13 protein-coding genes are annotated in these 17801 nt (G+C 58.7%); 10 read left to right on the top strand and 3 right to left on the bottom strand.

The window, feature by feature from the left end; all coding sequences use genetic code 11:
* The first annotated feature begins 152 nt into the window (after positions 1-152).
* From rloA to pabB, 4 genes are all read left to right on the top strand, one after another.
* Positions 153-689 carry a retropepsin-like aspartic peptidase RloA gene (gene rloA, locus QFX16_RS09510; RefSeq protein ID WP_008146333.1) on the top strand — a complete coding sequence of 179 codons (537 nt, stop codon included), beginning with the start codon at positions 153-155 and terminating at the stop codon, positions 687-689.
* 5 nt (positions 690-694) lie between these two features.
* Entirely contained in the window at positions 695-2230 is a 1536-nt protein-coding gene (gene rloB / locus QFX16_RS09505; RefSeq protein ID WP_283183719.1) for an osmotic stress tolerance membrane protein RloB, read from the top strand.
* A complete protein-coding gene (locus QFX16_RS09500; RefSeq protein WP_283183718.1) occupies positions 2230-3216 on the top strand; it encodes an alpha-L-glutamate ligase-like protein in 987 nt (328 codons plus the stop codon). The genes rloB and QFX16_RS09500 overlap by 1 nt, the downstream gene beginning before the upstream one ends.
* A 306-nt stretch (positions 3217-3522) precedes the next feature.
* Positions 3523-4860, top strand: coding sequence for an aminodeoxychorismate synthase component I (gene pabB / locus QFX16_RS09495; protein ID WP_283183717.1), 1338 nt, complete (start codon positions 3523-3525; stop codon positions 4858-4860).
* Between the two features lie 87 nt (positions 4861-4947).
* Here pabB and thrH read toward each other — a convergent pair whose 3' ends face one another.
* On the bottom strand, positions 4948-5565 hold the full coding sequence (thrH, locus tag QFX16_RS09490) for a bifunctional phosphoserine phosphatase/homoserine phosphotransferase ThrH (RefSeq protein WP_283183716.1): 618 nt from the start codon (positions 5563-5565) through the stop codon (positions 4948-4950).
* A gap of 173 nt (positions 5566-5738) precedes the next feature.
* On the opposite strand from thrH, the gene QFX16_RS09485 reads away from it, so the two are divergent.
* From QFX16_RS09485 to QFX16_RS09475, 3 genes are all read left to right on the top strand, one after another.
* Positions 5739-6479 (top strand): phosphoadenylyl-sulfate reductase, encoded by a 741-nt coding sequence (locus QFX16_RS09485; RefSeq protein ID WP_008027340.1) that lies wholly within the window; start codon positions 5739-5741, stop codon positions 6477-6479.
* Positions 6480-6931: 452 nt separating this feature from the next.
* On the top strand, positions 6932-8473 hold the full coding sequence (locus QFX16_RS09480) for an NCS1 family nucleobase:cation symporter-1 (protein ID WP_283183715.1): 1542 nt from the start codon (positions 6932-6934) through the stop codon (positions 8471-8473).
* A 56-nt stretch (positions 8474-8529) separates the two neighbouring features.
* Positions 8530-9258: an aspartate/glutamate racemase family protein gene (locus QFX16_RS09475; protein ID WP_283183714.1), complete on the top strand. Its 729-nt coding sequence runs from the start codon at positions 8530-8532 to the stop codon at positions 9256-9258.
* A 118-nt stretch (positions 9259-9376) separates the two neighbouring features.
* Here the strand turns inward: QFX16_RS09475 and QFX16_RS09470 are convergent, their stop codons facing one another.
* Positions 9377-10300 carry a LysR family transcriptional regulator gene (locus QFX16_RS09470; protein ID WP_283183713.1) on the bottom strand — a complete coding sequence of 308 codons (924 nt, stop codon included), beginning with the start codon at positions 10298-10300 and terminating at the stop codon, positions 9377-9379.
* A 125-nt stretch (positions 10301-10425) separates the two neighbouring features.
* On the opposite strand from QFX16_RS09470, the gene QFX16_RS09465 reads away from it, so the two are divergent.
* Positions 10426-11172 (top strand): 3-oxoacyl-ACP reductase family protein, encoded by a 747-nt coding sequence (locus tag QFX16_RS09465; protein ID WP_283183712.1) that lies wholly within the window; start codon positions 10426-10428, stop codon positions 11170-11172.
* A 70-nt stretch (positions 11173-11242) separates the two neighbouring features.
* On the opposite strand, the gene QFX16_RS09460 is transcribed toward QFX16_RS09465, so the two are convergent.
* Complete coding sequence (locus QFX16_RS09460; protein ID WP_283183711.1) at positions 11243-11938, bottom strand: HAD-IA family hydrolase; 696 nt, start codon at positions 11936-11938, stop codon at positions 11243-11245.
* Between the two features lie 262 nt (positions 11939-12200).
* Here QFX16_RS09460 and QFX16_RS09455 point away from each other — a divergent pair, with 262 nt between their 5' ends.
* Together QFX16_RS09455 and QFX16_RS09450 are read left to right on the top strand one after the other, a co-directional pair.
* A complete protein-coding gene (locus tag QFX16_RS09455; protein WP_283183710.1) occupies positions 12201-17099 on the top strand; it encodes an RHS repeat-associated core domain-containing protein in 4899 nt (1632 codons plus the stop codon).
* Positions 17096-17527 (top strand): HEAT repeat domain-containing protein, encoded by a 432-nt coding sequence (locus tag QFX16_RS09450; RefSeq protein ID WP_283183709.1) that lies wholly within the window; start codon positions 17096-17098, stop codon positions 17525-17527. The genes QFX16_RS09455 and QFX16_RS09450 overlap by 4 nt, the downstream gene beginning before the upstream one ends.
* Positions 17528-17801: the final 274 nt, after the last annotated feature.

Here is a 17801-nt window from a genome sequence, read left to right as displayed (position 1 = left end):
TGGCGCCATAAAACCACCGTGCTAGAATGCCGGCCGCATTTGTTTGTGACATCTGCACTGCTTGTCATAAACAGTTGATAGGCATACGAGGGAGCTTGCGCAGCAATGCCAGGGCCTTGAATCGAAGTACGGACCGCTGCGCACCAGGATTTATGAGACTCAAGCCCTTCCCCACCTTCCTTTATCTTCTTTGCCTGCCCGGTTTCGCCGCGGCGGGGGAAAAGACTGTTTACGGCCTCAACGAGTACGCCTCCCTGGACGGCATCGACCTGGAAGTCGCCGCCAAACTCGACACCGGGGCGAAAACCGCGTCCCTGAGTGCCCGAGACATCAAACGCTTCAAACGCAATGGCGAATCCTGGGTGCGCTTCTATCTGGCGATCGACGCTGCGCACTCGCACCCGATCGAACGGCCACTGGCCCGCGTCAGCAAGATCAAGCGCAGGGCCGGCGACTACGACCCGGAAGAAGGCAAGAAGTACACCGCCCGTCCGGTGATCGAGCTGAATATCTGCATGGGTTCGGCTTTACGCAGCATCGAAGTGAACTTGACCGACCGCAGCGCTTTCCAATACCCGCTCCTGATCGGCTCCGAAGCACTGAAACGCTTCGATGCGCTGGTCGACCCCAGTCTTAAATACGCTGCTGGCAAACCCGCCTGCGCCACCGACGCTCATACCGCAGAGTAATTCCAATGCGCTCTCTTACCCTTCACCTGAAATTCCTGATCGCCATCCTGGTGGTGCTGGGTATTTCAGTCACGGCCTATCAGATCTTCGTGCTCGGCATCCCCGTGACCGAAGACGCCACCGACGACTTGTGGAACATCGACGCCAAAGTCGAGTTCGTCGCCAGTACCAAGGACCCGGTCAAGATCCAGATGTTCGTGCCGCCGCTGAGCCGCGATTACGTCAGCCTCAACGAGAGCTTCATTTCCAATAACTACGGCGTGGCCGTGAACCGTGCCGACGGCAACCGCAAAGTCACCTGGTCGGCACGTCGGGCCAAGGGGAATCAAACGCTTTATTACCGCCTGGTGCTGACCAAGCGCTACACCGGTGAAAAATCCAAGATCAAAGGCCCGACCTTCCGCGACAGCATCGCCGTCGAAGGCGCGGAAAAAGTCGCCGCCGAAGCCCTGCTCGCACCGATTCGCCAACACTCGGCCGACGTCGAAACCTTCATCGGCGAAGCCATCAAGCGGGTTAATAACCTCAACGACGACAACGTTAAACTGCTGCTGGGCGGCGATCCATCCGCGGGCCACAAGGCGAAAATCGTCGAGCTGGTGCTGTCCATCGCCCACGTGCCGGTGGAAAAGGTCCACACCATTCGTCTGGTGGCCGACCAGCCGCAAATGCCGGAACTCTGGCTGCGCAGTTTCAACGGCACCGACTGGCTGTATTTCAACCCGGAAACCGGTGAACAGGGCCTGCCGACCGACCGCCTGCTGTGGTGGACCGGTGACGAAAACCTGATCACTGTCGATGGTGGCAAGAAAGCCAACGTTACCTTCAGCCTGAACAACAGCGAGATGAATGCGATCCGCCTGGCCAAGCTGACCGACGAAAACACCGACGCCAACTTTCTCGAATACTCGCTGTACGGTTTGCCGCTGCAAACCCAGCAGACGTTCATGATCATGGTGATGATCCCGATCGGTGTGCTGGTGATTTTGATCCTGCGCAACCTGATCGGCATTCAAACCCTCGGCACCTTTACTCCCGTGCTGATCGCCCTCGCCTTCAGGGAAACCCAGCTCGGCTTCGGTATCGTGCTGTTTACCATCATCACGGCGCTGGGCCTGTCGCTGCGCTCCTACCTTGAACACTTGAAGCTGCAAATGCTGCCGAGGCTGTCGGTGGTGCTGACTTTCGTGGTGGTGCTGATCGCGGCGATCAGCCTGCTCAGCCATAAACTCGGCCTGGAACGCGGGTTGTCGGTGGCGCTGTTCCCGATGGTGATTCTGACCATGACCATCGAACGCCTGTCGATTACCTGGGAAGAACGCGGCTCCGGCCACGCCATGAAAGTGGCGATCGGTACGCTGTTCGCCGCGTCGCTGTCGCACCTGATCATGAGCGTTCCGGAACTGGTTTACTTCGTGTTCACCTTCCCGGCGATCCTGTTGATCCTGGTGGGCTTCATGCTGGCGATGGGGCGTTATCGCGGCTACCGCCTGACCGAACTGGTGCGTTTCAAGGCCTTCCTGAAGAAGGCTGACGCCTGATGTTCGGCTTCTGGAAGACCTGGAAGGCCCTGGAAGCCCGGGGCATCATGGGGATCAATCGGCGTAACGCAGACTACGTGCTCAAGTACAACAAGCGCAGTCTGTACCCGATCGTCGATGACAAGATCATCACCAAGGAACGCGCCATCGCCGCCGGCATTCATGTGCCGGAACTGTATGGCGTGATTTCCACCGAAAAAGAAATCGACAACCTCAACGACATCATCGGCGGGCGCAACGACTTCGTGATCAAACCGGCCCAGGGCGCGGGCGGTGACGGCATCATTGTGATTGCCGACCGTTTTGAGGGCCGCTATCGCACGGTGTCCGGCAAGATCATCAGCCATGAGGAAATCGAGCACCATATCTCCAGCATCCTGACCGGCCTCTACTCCTTGGGCGGTCACCGGGATCGGGCGCTGATCGAGTACCGCGTGACCCCGGACCAGATCTTCAAGAGCATCAGCTATGAAGGCGTGCCGGACATTCGGATCATCGTGCTGATGGGCTATCCGGTGATGGCCATGCTGCGGCTGCCCACCCGCCAGTCCGGCGGCAAGGCCAACCTGCACCAGGGCGCCATCGGTGTCGGTGTCGACTTGGCCACCGGCCTGACCCTGCGCGGCACCTGGCTGAATAACATCATCACCAAACACCCGGACACCACCAACGCAGTGGATGGCGTGCAACTGCCCTACTGGGACGGTTTCATGAAACTTGCCGCGGGCTGCTATGAGCTGTGCGGGCTGGGTTATATCGGTGTCGACATGGTGCTGGACCAGGAGAAAGGGCCGCTGATTCTTGAGCTCAACGCACGGCCTGGGTTGAATATTCAGATTGCTAATGATTGTGGGCTGACGTTGCGTACCCATGCGGTCGAGGCGCGAATTGAAGAGTTGAAGGCTCGCGGGGTTGTTGAGACGGTGCAGGAGCGGGTTGAGTTTGTTCAGGAAATGTTTGGGCATATTCCTGCGGTTGAGGGCTGAAATCGCCCCTCACCCTAACCCTCTCCCAGAGGTAGAGGGGACTGACCGAGGTGTTCTTGGAGCTGCGTCGACCTGAAAGCCCGAGCCGAACTCAGGTTTTGAAAAGCCCCCAATCTGCTCCCTTTCCCCCTCTCCCCACTGGGGCGGTCCGACGTTTCGGGAGGGCTGGGGTGAGGGGTGGCTTTTGAATCCGACACAAATCCTGAACCTCCACCAACCTGCCAATCCCCGACATCCCCTCTAGGAGCAATTCCCCGAGGAGACTACAATCGCCACCCTCGCCTCGTTGGCTGATCTGCCCCGCCCATGTTGACCTGTTCCGTACACCCGCTCCCCTATCGCGCCAACCCCGCCGAGTATTTCGCGGCGATTCGTCATGCCCCCGGTGCCGTGCTGCTCGACAGTGGCCGACCGAGTGCCGAGCGTGGACGTTATGACCTGCTCAGTGCCTGGCCGCTGGAGCAAATAGCAGTATTGCCTGACGAAAGTGGCAGCGATTTCCTGCAACGCATTCGCGATAATCTGACACGACTCGGTGAAGCGGCTGCTCCTTACGATTTGCCCTTCGCTGGCGGCCTCATCGGTTACCTGAGCTACGACTTCGGTCGGCATCTGGAAAACCTGCCGAGTCAGGCGCAGGACGATCTGCAACTGCCCGATGCACGCTTTGGGCTGTATGACTGGGCGCTGATCAGCGATCACCAACTGAGTACAAGTCAGTTGGTCTTCCACCCGTCGCTGATCGACAGCGAACGTCAGCGTCTGATCACGCTATTCAGTAAGCCTACGGCTGAAGCAGTCGAGCCTTTCAAGTTGAAAGCCCCGATGAAGGCCGACCTTAGCGCTGACGAGTATCGCCACGCGCTCGAACGCATTCAGCAATACATCCAGGCCGGCGACTGTTACCAGGTCAACTTCGCCCAGCGTTTCCGCGCGCAGTGCCAGGGTGATCCTTGGGCCGCGTATTGCGCGCTGCGGGCGGCGTGCCCGACGCCATTTTCCGGTTTTCAGAGCTTGCCTGACGGCGGTGCGGTACTGAGTCTGTCGCCAGAACGCTTCGTCAAAGTCAGCGAACGCCATGTGGAAACCCGCCCGATCAAAGGCACCCGCCCTCGCGGACTGACCGCTGCCGAAGATGCGGCAAACGCCGCTGAACTGCTGGCCAGCCCCAAGGACCGCGCAGAAAACCTGATGATCGTCGACCTGCTGCGCAATGACCTCGGCCGGACTTGCCGTATCGGTTCGGTGCGGGTCCCGGAGTTGTTCATCCTGGAAAGCTACCCGAACGTGCATCACCTGGTGAGCAGCGTCACCGGAGAGCTGGCGGATGACCGGGATGCGCTGGACCTGATCGCCGGCAGCTTCCCTGGCGGCTCGATTACCGGTGCACCGAAAATTCGCGCGATGCAGATCATCGACGAACTGGAGCCGACGCGTCGTGGGTTGTACTGCGGATCTTTGCTCTATCTGGACGTGCGCGGCGAGATGGACAGCTCGATCGCGATTCGCAGTTTGCTGGTCAAGGATGGGCAGGTGTGTTGCTGGGGCGGTGGCGGAATCGTCGCGGATTCTGAGTGGCAGGCTGAGTATCAGGAGTCGATAACCAAGGTGAAGGTATTGCTCGACACCCTGAAAAACCTTTAAAAGCTTCGCGGGCAAGCCTCGCTCCTACTGTGACCGGTGATCACCTGTAGGAACGAGGCTTGCCCGCGAAGGCGTCCTTGAAAACAACTACAAACTCAACGCCCGATTCGAAGCCTTGATGAACTCCTGCTTCAGCGCTTCAAAGCTGTGCACCGCCGGGAACTGCGGAAACTCGCGAATCACATTGTCCGGCGCATGAAACAGAATCCCCACATCCGCCTCACCCAGCATCGTAGTGTCGTTGTAGGAATCCCCCGCCGCGATCACCCGGTAGTAAAGGCTCTTGAAGGCCAAAACCGACTGGCGCTTGGGATCTTTCTGACGCAATTGATAGCTCGTCACCCGACCGGAATCGTCAGTAATCAGGCGATGGCAGAGCAATGTCGGAAAGCCCAGTTGACGCATCAACGGCTGGGAGAACTCGTAGAACGTGTCCGACAGAATCACCACCTGAAAGCGCTCACGCAGCCAGTTGACGAACTCGATGGCGCCATCCAGTGGCTTGAGCGTGGCGATCACTTCCTGAATATCAGCGAGTTTCAAGCCGTGCTCGTCGAGGATCCGCAGGCGCTGCTTCATCAGCACGTCGTAGTCGGGGATGTCCCGGGTGGTAGCCCTGAGGGATTCAATCCCGGTTTTTTCGGCGAAGGCGATCCAGATTTCCGGGACCAGTACACCTTCAAGATCCAGACAGGCAATTTCCACAAGACACTCCCATTTGTATTGATTATTGAGTCGAGCGAGCAAAAGGACTGCCGAACTCTAGCGACTCAGGCTGGCGGGTGCAACGCAGAGGGCGCGCCAGCAGCAGCAGGATTTTGTTACCATCAGCCCCATATAGAGCGCCCAGCGCCACCGACCTGTAGGAAGCCGCCCTGATGAGCCCAACGTTCGACGTCGTGGAACTCGCCACGACCTATGCCAACAAATCCGCACAGGACATCCTGAAACTCGCGTTCGCTGAGTTTGGCGATGACCTGTGGATATCTTTCAGCGGCGCCGAAGACGTGGTGCTGGTGGACATGGCCTGGAAGCTGAACAAGAACGTCAAAGTGTTCAGCCTCGACACCGGCCGCTTGCACCCCGAGACCTACCGCTTCATCGATCAGGTGCGCGAGCACTACAAGATCGACATCGAACTGGTGTCGCCGGACTACACCAAGCTCGAACCTTTCGTGAAGGAAAAAGGCCTGTTCAGTTTCTACAAGGACGGCCATGGCGAATGCTGCGGCATCCGCAAGATCGAGCCGCTACGTCGCAAGCTCTCGGGAGTGACGGCCTGGGCCACCGGGCAGCGTCGTGATCAGAGCCCTGGAACTCGCAGCGCCGTCGCGGTGCTGGAAATTGATACCGCGTTCTCTACTCCAGAACGCACCCTGTACAAATTCAACCCACTGGCGCAAATGACCAGTGAAGAGATCTGGGGTTACATCCGTATGCTGGAGCTGCCGTACAACAGCCTGCACGAACGCGGGTTCATCAGCATCGGCTGCGAGCCCTGCACCCGTCCGGTGTTGCCGAACCAGCACGAGCGCGAAGGTCGTTGGTGGTGGGAAGAAGCGACGCAGAAGGAATGCGGTCTGCATGCGGGCAACATCATCAGCAAATCCAAGGCTTGAAAACCGCCTCAATAAATGTGTACACACGAATGTCACCATAGGTGCCATTTGTGTGTGCACTTTTCATTTCAGCGCCCCAAAAAGTTACACGCCCCTCTTCAGACTTCCTCAGTCGACCTTTCGTACACATCCCACTGAAAAATAAATACCTGTTCAAACAGTCAATTTTTATCGCCTTTATTTCAGATACTTATCGCAAACAGATAACAAAACGAAATTAACGGTGAAATTCATAGATCGCTGACTGGCATGGATCTGGCTTAAGTGCATACATGTTTTGTATACAATCACATCAAAACATACACACATTTTAGATCCGCAAGCCTGAAGCGCCCTATCCCGTACAGGCTGCAGATGCCCCGTAACCAATGATGCTGACTGCCCGCGACGAAGATTTGTCGAGCCAACGCTCATGCACAGTCATCGCGACGCCAAGCTCGGAGCCTGCCGGAATGCGTACTAGCCTCTCCAACAACAACATCGCGCTGGATCTGCCCCCCTTCCCACCCACTTCAACCCCTCACGACCAAACGTTTCAAGAACCCGTCGTACTCAGCCCCCGCCTGCACAACAAGGACCTGGCGCCGACCAAAGCCGAAGGTCGACGTTGGGGCCGCTACAGCATTTTCGCCCTGTGGACCAACGACGTTCATAACATCGCCAATTACTCATTCGCCATCGGGCTGTATGCGCTCGGACTGGGCGGCTGGCAAATCCTGCTGTCCCTGGGGATCGGCGCGGCGTTGGTGTATTGCTTCATGAACCTCTCGGGTTACATGGGGCAAAAAACCGGCGTGCCGTTTCCTGTCATCAGCCGGATCAGTTTCGGCATTCACGGGGCGCAGATTCCTGCGTTGATTCGTGCCGTTATCGCCATCGCCTGGTTCGGAATTCAGACGTACCTGGCCTCGGTGGTCTTTCGGGTACTGCTGACAGCGGTTCATCCAGGTTTCGCTGACTACGACCACAACTCAATCCTCGGCCTATCAAGCCTGGGCTGGGTGTGCTTCGTGGCGATCTGGTTCGTGCAACTGGCGATTCTCGCCTATGGCATGGAAATGGTGCGGCGCTACGAAGCGTTCGCCGGGCCAGTGATTCTGCTGACCGTCGCCGCTCTTGCCGGGTGGATGTACTTTCAGGCCAACGCGACCATCGCCTGGTCGATCCGCGAACCGCTGACCGGCGGCGAGATGTGGCGCAACATCTTTGCCGGTGGTGCGTTGTGGCTGTCGATCTACGGCACGCTGATCCTCAACTTCTGCGACTTCGCTCGCTCGTCACCGTGCCGCAAGACCATCAAGGTCGGCAATTTCTGGGGCCTGCCGGTAAATATTCTGGTGTTCGCCTGCATCACAGTCCTGCTCTGCGGCGCGCAATTTCAGATCAATGGACGGATCATCGAAAGCCCGACGGAAATTATTGCCTCGATCCCCAACACCTTCTTTCTGGTGCTCGGCTGCCTGGCGTTCCTGATCGTCACCGTGGCGGTGAACATCATGGCCAACTTCGTCGCTCCGGCCTTCGTGCTGAGCAATCTGGCGCCCAAATACCTGACGTTCCGCCGCGCCGGGCTGATCAGCGCGACCATCGCGGTGCTGATCCTGCCGTGGAACCTCTACAACAGCCCGCTGGTGATCGTGTATTTCCTGTCCGGCCTTGGCGCCCTGCTCGGCCCGTTGTACGGGGTGATCATGGTCGACTACTGGCTCGTACGAAAAGGTCAGGTCAACGTGCCGCAGTTGTACAGCGAAGACCCCAACGGCGCTTATTACTACAGCCGCGGAGTCAATTTACGCGCCGTCGCGGCGTTCATTCCTGCCGCGCTGATCGCCATCGTCCTGGCGCTGGTCCCGGGCTTCGACAGCGTATCGCCCTTCTCCTGGCTGATTGGGGCCGGGATTGCCGGGATGCTCTACCTGATCATCGCCAAACGGCAGCCCCATTACGCAGACGTCAGCGGCGAAGCCATCGCCGTCGATAACGTCAGTCATTAACCCCTTGGCGGCCCGGCACCTTGGGGCCGCAGAACCACCTGTTATAAGGACTTCCCATGCGAATTCTCGTGGTCAACGTCAACACCACCGAGTCCATTACCCAGGCCATCGCACGCTCGGCTCAGTCCGTGGCCGCGCCCGGCACAGAAATCATCGGCCTGACGCCCTACTTCGGTGCTGACTCCATCGAAGGCAATTTCGAAAGTTATCTGGCTGCTATCGCGGTGATGGACCGGGTGATGTCCTACGACCAACCCTTCGATGCCGTGATCCAGGCCGGTTACGGCGAGCACGGCCGCGAGGGTTTGCAGGAGTTGCTCAACGTGCCGGTGGTGGACATCACCGATGCGGCGGCCAGTACCGCCATGTTCCTCGGCCATGCCTACTCGGTGGTCACCACGCTGGACCGCACCGTCCCATTGATCGTGGATCGCCTCAAACTGTCCGGACTCTGGGACCGTTGCGCGTCGGTGCGGGCCAGTGGTTTGGCGGTGCTGGAACTGGAATCCGATCCCGAGCGTGCGCTGGAGGCAATTATTCGTCAGGCGGAATTGGCCGTGCTTGAAGACAAGGCCGAGGTGATTTGCCTGGGCTGCGGCGGCATGGCCGGGCTGGATGAACAGATTCGTCAGCGCACTGGCGTGCCGGTGGTGGATGGTGTGACGGCGGCGGTGACGATTGCCGAGTCGTTGGTGCGATTGGGATTGTCGACGTCGAAAGTGCGGACTTATGCGACGCCGCGGCCGAAGAAAATTATTGGCTGGCCTGGGCGGTTTGGCAGGTAGACCGCGTCATCGTTCATCGCGAGCAAGCTCGGCTCCCACATTGGATCTGCGGCGTTCACAAATCCGCTGTGGGAGCCGAGCTTGCTCGCGATGGCCGCGCCTCGGTTTTGAAGCCGGCTCATAGTGCACTGAACCGCTGCCCCAACCCCTGCTCCGCAAACTGCTCAATGACGAAATCCACAAACGCCCGGGTCTTGCCGGGCAGCAGTTTGTGCTCCGCGTAATAAATCGAAATGTTGCCATCGTCGACATACCAGTCCGGCAGCACCCGCTGCAAGGTCCCGGCCTCCAGGTAGCCCACGGCAAACGGCATGCTCACCAGCGCAATGCCCAACCCTTGGGCGGCCGTGGCGCAGGCCGCCTCCGAATCACTCATGGTCATCCGCGCCTTGAGCGTCAGCGGGCTGTGTTGCTGGGTGCGACTGGTCAATTGCCAGGAACGCACACGACCGGTCTGCGGCGATCGAATCAGGATGCCATCGTGATGCTTCAGATCATCGGGCTCGGCAATCACCTCACGCCCTGCAAGATAGTCGGCTGATGCTACCAACACCCGATGCGCCGGCGTCAGCTTACGCGCCACCACCCCCTGCGGCAGCTCGAATCCCCCACCAATCGCCGCATCGAACCCCTGAGCAATCAGATCGACCTGACGATTATCGAAATGCCAGTCCGGGTTGATCGCCGGAAAGCGTCGCAGAAACTCCCCGAGCAACGGCACGATGTACAAACGCCCGAACACGGTACCCATGCTGACCTTCAACGTCCCCGCAGGTAGCCCCTCGGCGCTGGCCAGATTGGCCACGGCATTCTGGATCGTGTGAAGACTGGAACTCACTTCACCGAGAAACCGATGACCCGCTTCAGTGAGCGTCAGGCTGCGAGTGCTGCGCTGAAACAGCCGCACACCCAGTCGCGCCTCAAGTTTGGCGACGCTCTTACCCACCGCCGCCGGGGTCAGACTCAGGCGGCGCGCGGCTTCGGCGAAGCTGCCGACCTCGGCACTGCGCACGAAGCATTCGATACTGCTGAAGGTTTCCATAAGCACCACTATAAACTTCTGGTTTACACAGACTATCGCAATTACCGTCTACACAGCCGGTAATCCTGAATCGATACTAGGCTCCATCAACCGAGACATCTCGCCTCGGGACTCTGGAGATCGATATGACTACTCAGAACCTCAGCGGCAAAGTGGCTTTGATTCAAGGCGGATCCCGCGGTATCGGCGCCGCCATTGTCAAACGCCTGGCCGCTGAAGGCGCGACAGTGGCCTTCACCTACGTCAGCTCCACGGCCAAAGCCGAAGAATTGCAAAACAGCATCACCGGTGACGGCGGCAAAGCCCTCGCCATCAAGGCTGACAGCGCCGACGCCGAGGCCATCCGCAACGCCGTGACCGCCACCGTAAAAGCCTTTGGCCGCCTGGACATTCTGGTCAACAACGCAGGCGTGCTGGCCGTTGCACCGCTGGAAGATTTCAAACTCGAAGACTTCGACCAGACCCTCGCGATCAACGTGCGCAGCGTATTCATCGCCACCCAGGCCGCAGCCAAACACATGACCGAAGGCGGTCGCATCATCAACATCGGCAGCACCAACGCCGACCGCATGCCGTTCGCCGGAGGTGGCCCTTACGCCATGAGCAAGTCGGCGCTGGTCGGCCTGACCAAAGGCCTGGCGCGTGACCTCGGCCCGCGCGGCATCACCATCAACAACGTGCAGCCGGGCCCGGTTGACACTGACATGAACCCCGCCAGTGGTGACTTCGCCGAAAGCCTGATCCCATTGATGGCGGTGGGTCGTTATGGCAAAGCGGAAGAAATCGCCAGTTTCGTCGCCTACCTCGTGGGTCCCGAAGCCGGCTACATCACCGGTGCCAGCCTGACCATCGACGGTGGTTTCGGCGCCTGATGTTCTGAATCACGCATAAAAAAACGCTGGCAACCCTGACCAGGTTGCCGGCGTTTTCATGTACGCAGCTTTAAGCCCATTCGAGCGCTGGCAAACCGCAAGCGCTCGGATTGAACGCTTTCAGCGTACGAAGAATGCCATCGGCGTGTGCGTATTTTTCGTCAGCCATCGCCGCATCCGGGATCGCAATCGCGGTCATCCCCGCCGCTTTCGCCGCCGTGACACCGAACGGTGAATCCTCGAACACCAGGCAATCTTCAGGCGCTACACCCAGGCGCCGCGCCGCCGTGAGGAAGATGTCCGGTGCCGGTTTGGCCGCGCCGACTTCAGGATCATCGGCCGTCACGATGAAATCGAACAGCGCGAACCAGTCGCGGTGCAACGTGGTTTTCTGGCCGAACGACTGACGCGACGAACTGGTGCCCACCGCGATCGGAATGTTGTTGGCCTTCAAATGCCGAACCAGCTCCTGCGCGCCAGGCATCGCCAGCGCTGTAGGAAAACGCTCACGCATCAGCGGTTCGCGGATCACCAGGAACTCTTCGGCGGTGATCGGCAGGTCCAGCGCCTCGACCACATAACGCGCCAGATCACCCGCGCCACGGCCGATGATGTGCTGTTTGACGCTCCAATCGAAGACCCGACCGTAACGCGCGGCAATCATGGACGTGACCTCGGTGTAAATGCCCTCGGTGTCCAGCAACAAGCCGTCCATATCGAAAATCACGGCCTTGATCGGGCCGAATTCATTCAGCGGTGCATTCATCGCATCTGATCCGTTTTCTATGACATCCCAGAGGCGGCTCAGGTACGGCCGGGTCCGCGATCGATTAAAGGATTCAGCAGCATAGCGACCGCGACTGGCATAGGGCAACGGGCAATGCCTGAGTGGTACTAAAACCTGCGCCGAAGTGCTCTCCGTCATTTAGCGATTTCCCCTACACCAAACACTTACTTTCCCGACTTCTTTCCCCGCCGATCCCCCGCAAAGTCTCGCGCTCTGAATTGATCCGCGCGAGGGACTGCGAATGTTCATACCTGACAACCTCCTGGCCTTGAACAATACCATCGGGCTGCTGGTGGTCGCCGCCATGGACCCTGAGCACCCGGATGTCGAAGCGCTGCTCGATGACTTTCGGCTCTGCCTCAATGACTACGATGCCTGGGCTGAAAATTTCTGGACCGGCAAGGCCCTGGATGTCGAGCAAGTATTCAAGGTCGGCAATGAAGTCCGTCTAAGCGCGCCGAAGAATTCGACCACGCCTGTCAGTGCGACTGTCGCCGCGTGCCAGGCCAGCGGTCCGTTGACCCTGGTGCATATGTTTGAGGCAGCGCGTTTCGTGCCGATCGGCAATACGCCGGTGATGCTTGAACCTTTGCTTTCCGATGTGGCGGGTGAACAGACGTTCGGCGAGCCGATCTACGACGAGATCGGCCCCAGCGGCATCCTGGAAATCCGCGATTGCCAGCGCGGCCAGCGTTATCGCATCACCTTCTTTCCCGATGTATCCGCTGATCACGTCAAAGCACTTTACGCCTCCTATCAGGGCGTCATCGGCGAGCTGGAACGCTGGTTGCGCAACGAATGGACGACCGAGTTCGAACCAGCGTGGGCCGGGTTCTCCCAGGTCGGTTTCATCAAGCGCTACGGCATGCTGCAACAAGCCGATTGGCGCGGCTTCGAGAACTCGCTGAACGGTTTGTGGGATGACGTGAAACAGATTTACGCCCTGATCGCGGACCTGCAAGCCAACAGCGAAAAACTCCTCGAATACCTGACCCGATCCGAGCTTGAAACGCTGCTGAACGCTTCGGCGGAGTCCATCGCCAAGGTGTTGCTGATGCTGAGCGACGAGCCGTTGATGTTCATTCATCTCGCGGCGTTCACCAGTTGGCTGAGGATGCTGCCGCCGCAGTACATCGCCGAAGTCGTGGCGGAAATTCGTACGGAGATATTAATCAGTTTCCTGCTCGTGTGCCTTACCGGTCCTGCGGGACTGGAGTTGCGCCTGAGTGAGAAGGTGCTGTCCGGGATCAAGTCCCCGCAGACCCGGCAATGGCTGGCGGCCGCCAGTTTGCGATTGGCTGAGCTCACCGCCAAGTCCGACCTGACAGCCCACGCTGGCGCGCTCAAACCGCTGATGGTCAATGCCCGGAATGCACCGATCAAACCTGCGCCCGCCGTGTCGTTGCAAATCACCGCGGGGATTGCGCCGGTTTTGTTGGTGAAGAATCCGCTGGCCATTGCTCGCGACAAGTCTGAAGCCATGACCAGGATTGGCAGGCAGGAACATCGCAACGATGCCCCGGATCAAGCGAAAAACCCCAACGGTGACAGCGCCGATTGCGGACCGTTGACCTGTACCAATGGCTGTCCGGTATCGATGGTCACGGGCGAAGAACTGCTCACCCTAACCGATGGTTCGCTGGACGGGATTTTGCCGTTCGACTTCACCCGGCTCTATCGCACCAGTGCGGTGGAGATCGATTGCGGGCTCGGATTCGGCTGGAGTCACTCCCTCGCGCATCACCTGGAAATCGATGGCGACACCGTCATCTGGATCGACCACGAAAACCGCCGCACGACCTTTCCGCTACCGAATATCGAGCGCCCGACGATTCACAATAGCCTGTCGCGGGCGGCGATTTATCTCGGCGATGAACCCGAAGAATTGATCCTCGCGCAAGCTGGCGAAAAAGCGCGTTATTTCCACTTTCGTGCAGGGCGTCTGACGGCCATTAGCGATGCCTACGGCAATCGGCTGACGGTGCAGCGGGACTCTTCTGACAGGATCAAGCGCCTCGATAACGGCGCAGGGCGCTCCCTTCTGTTGCGCTATGAGCGCCGGCACATCGTCGCCGTCGAGTATCAGCGTTTTCATCCGGCCGACACCCTGGAAGACGCCTGGCGTACCGAGCAAACACGGGTTGCCTACCGCTATGACGCTCGTCATCGCTTGATCGAAGCGACCAATGCCGCCGGCGAAAGCGAACGCTACGACTACGACGATCAGCAGGTGATTCTGCAGCGGCAGTTGGCCGGTGGGGCGAGTTTCTACTGGGAGTGGGAGCGTGCCGGGAAGGCGGCCCGGTGCGTGCGGCATTGGGCGACTTTTTCGCAGATGGACACGCGTTATGTCTGGGACGACAACGGCAGTGTGCGGGTTAAAAACGCCGACGGTAGCGAAGAGATTTACGAGCACGACGACCGCGCGCGGCTGGTGCGCAAGGTCGAGCTGGACGGCGGCGAACACCTCAAGGCCTACGACGATCAAGGTCGGTTGCTTGCTGAGCAGAATCCGCTCGGCGCCGTCACCGAATACCGTTATGACGAAGTCGGACGGCTTATCGCGCTGATTCCGCCGGAAGACGAGCCGACGACCTACGAGTACCGCAACGGTTTCCTGCATGCGCGGTACCGCGGTAAAGCGGTGTGGAAATATCAGCGTAATGCGCACGGTGACGTCACCGAAGCGACCGACCCTGACGGCCATGTCAGTCACTTTCACTACGACGAAAAAGGGCAGCTGCTGTCGATCCGTTACCCGGACAACAGTCGGCATGTGTTCGTTTGGAATGGCTTGGGGCAGTTGGTTGAAGAAACGCTGCCGGACGGTGGTGTGCGGCGGTTTTCTTACGATGCGTTGGGGCGGCAGATTACCCGACAGGATGAACACGGCGCCGTTACCCACTACCAATGGGATGCCGTTGGACGACTGATCCAGACGACGCTTCCTACAGGCGCGAGCCGCGCCTTCAGCTACAACGCCTACGGAAAAATCACCGCCGAACGCGATGAACTGGGCCGCGTCACCCGCTACGAATACATCGACGACCTGCACCTGGTCAGCCGCCGCATCAATGCCGACGGCACCCAACTGAAGTACCGCTACGACAACGCCCAGCTGTTGCTCACGGAAATCGAAAACGAGTCCGGCGAAAAATATCTGCTGGACTACACGCCCAATGGCTTGATCCGACAGGAAACCGGATTCGACGGCCAACGCACGGCGTACGCGTACGACCTCAACGGCCATCTGCTGGAGAAAACCGAGTTCGGCGAGGACGGTTCGCAGCTGGTGACGGCTTATCAGCGGGATTCGGCCGGACGCCTGCTGGTCAAAACCCTGCCCGACGGTATCAAAGTTGAATACCGCTACGACAGCCTCGGCCGACTGGTCAGCGTCGACGACGGCCACGATCACCCGCTGGAGTTCGAATACGACCAGCAAGACCGGCTGATCAGCGAACACCAAGGTTGGGGCACCTTGCATTATGGCTACGACGCCTGCGGTCAGCTGAATCGCCTGCGCCTGCCGGACAACAGCAAACTCCACTACCACCACGCCAAAGGCGGCGCGCTGACGGCCATCGACCTCAACGGCACCCGACTGACGTCGCATACCTTCTTCGCCGGGCGCGAACTAAACCGCCAACAAGGCCTGTTGCTCAGCGATTATCAGTATGACGATCAGGGCCGTTTGAAAGCCCACGCTGTCAGCCAACACCTCCAACCGCTGTATCGCCGCGACTATGCCTACAGCGCCAACGGCAATCTCGACAGCATCGCCGACACCCGTCACGGCCAACGCAACTACCAATACGACCCGCTCAACCGCCTGACCCGCGTCCGCCACACTCGCGACGACCCACCGGAAACCTTCGCCCACGACCCGGCGGGCAACCTGCTGATGCAGGACCGCCCCGGCGCCGCGATCGTCAAAGGCAATCGTCTGCTGATGCAAGGCGACCGCCATTACGACTACGACGCCTTTGGCAACCTGATCCGCGAGCGCCGCGGCACCGGGCAAAATCTCGTCACCGAGTACCGCTACGACTGCCAACATCGGCTGATCGGCGCCACCCTGCCCAACGGCAGCCATGCGACCTACCGCTACGACGCCTTCGGCCGCCGCATCAGCAAAACCGTCGACGGCAAAACCACCGAGTTCTTCTGGCAGGGCGACCACCTCGTCGCCGAAAGCTGCGGCGAGCATTACCGCAGCTACGTCTACGAACCGGGCAGCTTCCGCCCGCTGGCCATGCTCGACGGCAAAGGCCCACATCAGGCCTGCCCGTTCTACTACCAACTCGACCACCTCGGCACACCGCAAGAACTCACCGATTACAGCGGCGACATCATCTGGGCCGCCCGATACACAGCCTATGGCCGCCTGACTCGCCTCAACCGCGACACTCATCAGGTGCTTGATCAGCCGTTGAGGTTTCAGGGGCAGTATTTCGATGCGGAGACCGGCCTGCATTACAACCGGCATCGCTACTACAATCCGGATGTTGGACGGTATTTGACGCCGGATCCGAGTAGGTTGGCGGGTGGGATTAACGGGTATCGGTACACGCGGAACCCGACGGGGTGGGTTGATCCGCTGGGGTTGAGTGAGAATTGCCCACAGGCGGGAACAGGAAATTGCCTACCTCCGGATGAGACAGGCAACACTAAAATAAATGATGGAGAGCCTGACCTCCCCTATTCAGGAACCATCTCAGCCGCAATGCAGAAAAAGATTCTGTACGGGATTCGGAGCCCTAGGCATAACAGCCCTATTGGTGGGCACTCCGCAAAAGTACTTAACTCCCCGGAGTATCAAGTGGACGTACTTCAGACGAATAGAGATGGCACCATCAGCGCAAAAAATTTCAAGATGATTCTGGAGCGTAAAGATGGAACAGTAGGCTGGTCGGCCGCTAAATCACCTAATCGACATACGTTTGCGCCGGAGAACTGGAGTGACGAAAAGATCCTAAGAGCTACAGATGAGGTGGCACGTGCGCCAGGTGCAATCATTCGCGATGAGGCTGGAATGAAAATCACCCAACACACAAAAGTCATTGATGGCGTCGAATGGCAAGTGATTAAAGAAAACGATCAGATCACCTCATCCTATCCAACGGGAGGTAAGCCGTGAGGCCAGAAGATAAGAATGACATTTTTCAAAAGTTTGAGACTTGGATGGGTGATTCAGAAAACTCCAACTGGACTGCCTATTCCAGCGAGCTTGTGGCCAAAGTGGTGTTGTGTGATTTTGCAGCCGAGGATTGGATAAAACTTGCAGCAACAGTGTTAAGCAAAGCTGAATACTGGCAGCAGCGTTGTATCGTTTCCTTAGGAGAAAACCGCTCACCAGAAGCGATTGAAATAATGAAACTTGTCCTCATGGATTCTTCATATATTGACGCCCGCACAATCGCAATTTACGAATTGGACTGGGCCGAGGTCGCAATAGAAAGCAAATATGCGTCTGCGATAATTGAGATCATAAACTCAACCCCACACGAAGAGGTTGAACCTGAGCTCAAATCGCTATTAGCGAAATCTCAAGCTTCAACGGATTAGGGTGAGCCAAAAATGCCCAGCAGTTTACTGGGCATTCAGTTGCAAATATTGAGTTACTTAATCACCCGAACCTCTCGTACTCCCACCAGCACCACCCGCGCCTCCTCCCGCAGACCCAGAACTCCCACCGCTCCCGCTTCCACTCATCCCGGAACTACCGGATCCTCCAGACCCACTCCCAGAACCGCTCCCACTCGAACCTCCACCACTCATCGCCCCGTTTCCCTTCTCCGGGCTGGTGCTACTCCCGTTTGCATCACCACCATCCCCACCC

It is taken from the genome of Pseudomonas svalbardensis, assembly GCF_030053115.1.
GTDB classification, from domain to species: Bacteria; Pseudomonadota; Gammaproteobacteria; order Pseudomonadales; family Pseudomonadaceae; genus Aquipseudomonas; species Aquipseudomonas svalbardensis.
The sequence above is the reverse complement of the archived record's forward strand: the minus strand, read 5'-3'. Positions and strand labels throughout refer to the sequence as shown.

What these genes read in the sequence shown, in the direction of transcription:
- rloA (WP_008146333.1), top strand. Translation starts at nt 153, where the DNA reads ATGAGACTCAAGCCCTTCCCCACCTTCCTTTATCTTCTTTGCCTGCCC.
- rloB (WP_283183719.1), top strand. Translation starts at nt 695, where the DNA reads ATGCGCTCTCTTACCCTTCACCTGAAATTCCTGATCGCCATCCTGGTG.
- QFX16_RS09500 (WP_283183718.1), top strand. Translation starts at nt 2,230, where the DNA reads ATGTTCGGCTTCTGGAAGACCTGGAAGGCCCTGGAAGCCCGGGGCATC.
- pabB (WP_283183717.1), top strand. Translation starts at nt 3,523, where the DNA reads ATGTTGACCTGTTCCGTACACCCGCTCCCCTATCGCGCCAACCCCGCC.
- QFX16_RS09485 (WP_008027340.1), top strand. Translation starts at nt 5,739, where the DNA reads ATGAGCCCAACGTTCGACGTCGTGGAACTCGCCACGACCTATGCCAAC.
- QFX16_RS09480 (WP_283183715.1), top strand. Translation starts at nt 6,932, where the DNA reads ATGCGTACTAGCCTCTCCAACAACAACATCGCGCTGGATCTGCCCCCC.
- QFX16_RS09475 (WP_283183714.1), top strand. Translation starts at nt 8,530, where the DNA reads ATGCGAATTCTCGTGGTCAACGTCAACACCACCGAGTCCATTACCCAG.
- QFX16_RS09470 (WP_283183713.1), bottom strand. Translation starts at nt 10,300, where the DNA reads ATGGAAACCTTCAGCAGTATCGAATGCTTCGTGCGCAGTGCCGAGGTC.
- QFX16_RS09465 (WP_283183712.1), top strand. Translation starts at nt 10,426, where the DNA reads ATGACTACTCAGAACCTCAGCGGCAAAGTGGCTTTGATTCAAGGCGGA.
- QFX16_RS09460 (WP_283183711.1), bottom strand. Translation starts at nt 11,938, where the DNA reads ATGAATGCACCGCTGAATGAATTCGGCCCGATCAAGGCCGTGATTTTC.
- QFX16_RS09455 (WP_283183710.1), top strand. Translation starts at nt 12,201, where the DNA reads ATGTTCATACCTGACAACCTCCTGGCCTTGAACAATACCATCGGGCTG.